Annotated in this window: 3 protein-coding genes; all 3 read right to left on the bottom strand. The window is 62.7% G+C overall.

Features of this window, described 5'->3' with window-relative positions:
* A partial coding sequence (locus tag N7E59_RS11770) for a hypothetical protein (protein WP_261625129.1) occupies nucleotides 1-556 on the bottom strand: 556 nt, incomplete at its 3' end.
* The gene (locus tag N7E59_RS11775; RefSeq protein WP_261625130.1) at nucleotides 553-684 is read right to left on the bottom strand and encodes a hypothetical protein; all 132 of its coding nucleotides are present in this window, start codon (nucleotides 682-684) and stop codon (nucleotides 553-555) included. The genes N7E59_RS11775 and N7E59_RS11770, both read right to left, overlap by 4 nt.
* Nucleotides 681-1,022, bottom strand: a complete 342-nt coding sequence (locus tag N7E59_RS11780) for a MarR family winged helix-turn-helix transcriptional regulator (protein WP_261625131.1) — start codon at nucleotides 1,020-1,022, stop codon at nucleotides 681-683. Before N7E59_RS11780 ends, N7E59_RS11775 begins: the two co-directional genes overlap by 4 nt.
* Nucleotides 1,023-1,303 lie beyond the last annotated feature (281 nt).

The raw sequence follows: 1,303 nt of genomic DNA on the forward strand, positions 1-1,303 counted from the left end.
CGATCTCTCCTGTCTCGGTGTCGATCTGTCCCTCAGTGGATGAGGGTTCTGTCTGTGGGAAAGATCCCTGTCCCGTCCCGGCCCGTCCCTCTGGGTTAGGGTCTGGGTTAGCTACTGGGTTACCCGCGTGGGTTTCTTCTCCCTCAGAAACCGAGCTGGGTTCCTGGCTGGGTTCCCTACTGGGTTCTCCCTTGGGTGGGCGTCCCCCCTTAGCTCCATTGACCCGGGCGACAGTGCGGCGGTGCTCGACCTCATGCTTGGAGGGCTGGTGCTCCATCTGATGGATGATCTGGTAGTGATCCCCTCGGTCCTCCCAGAACCTCTGTTCGCGTCCGTGCTGGTCGATGTACCGAGCCTGCAGAAGCTCTGTCAGCCCGTCGGCGTCACCGTTGCCCTGGTAGTTCGTGGCGACGAACCGGAGGCGGTTCTTCTGGATGCGCCCCTCGGTGAGCTTCAACATCGTGTAGATGATGCCCTCGGAGTGAAGCCTGTAGGCGGCGTCGGAGAGGTCGCTGCAGTCCTCGGGGAAGTCGTCGGAGAACTTGGCCCATGTCATGCGGCCACCTCCAGACCGTTCGCCAGGAACAGAGCCCGGATCTCCGCGGCCTGGCCCTCGGTGGGCTCCGGGAAGGTCTCCAGCAGGTCCGCGACGTACTGGTCGAGCTGGTCGTCGTGTGCGGTCATCGGGCGGCCTCCACACTCGGCAGGTGAAGCCGGTAGCGGTTGGCGCGGCCGTTGCGGTAGCCGGATCGTTCGACGGTGATCCATCCGTCCCTGGCGAGTCCCTGCAGCGCGTTGTGGATTGTCGGCGCGTGCGTGCCGATGCTCTGGGCCAGGCGGTGCTGGGAGGGGCCGTCCGCGACCCCCTCGGTGTCGGCGGTCTCGGACAGGCGGGAGAGGATCTGCCAGCGGAGGTCGGAGAGGTCGGCCTCGGCGGCTGCCGCTCGAAAACCCTGGGCATCCCAGGTTGAGGTGCTAGCCTCAGAAGTGGAGTCACCGTCTCGGACAGTGCAGGGTGACATAGTTACCCCTTACGGATTGTTCGGGCGATGACCCCGATAGAACGGTGCGAGTCATCGCATTGAATATCGATGAGGAAACCGGCTCCTAAGTTTGGCGACAGGTGGGGCCGGTTTCCTGTATTTCGTTGTGGTGCCGTCTCCGGCGCTAGTACCAATAGTACTCGTAGTCGGAATGAAGGTGACTCGCTCCCACCGCTCCTGTGTTGGCACATGTAGTACACAGAGCCGTCCTGTGGACAACATGTAGTGGTTGACTTGCGAGTAACAGGCAGTGTGTGCTA

This window comes from Nesterenkonia marinintestina, assembly GCF_025420485.1.
GTDB lineage: Bacteria > Actinomycetota > Actinomycetes > Actinomycetales > Micrococcaceae > Nesterenkonia > Nesterenkonia marinintestina.

Bases quoted from the DNA above. Each gene is read 5' to 3' on its own strand.
- N7E59_RS11775 (WP_261625130.1), bottom strand. From the start codon at position 684: ATGACCGCACACGACGACCAGCTCGACCAGTACGTCGCGGACCTGCTG.
- N7E59_RS11780 (WP_261625131.1), bottom strand. From the start codon at position 1,022: ATGTCACCCTGCACTGTCCGAGACGGTGACTCCACTTCTGAGGCTAGC.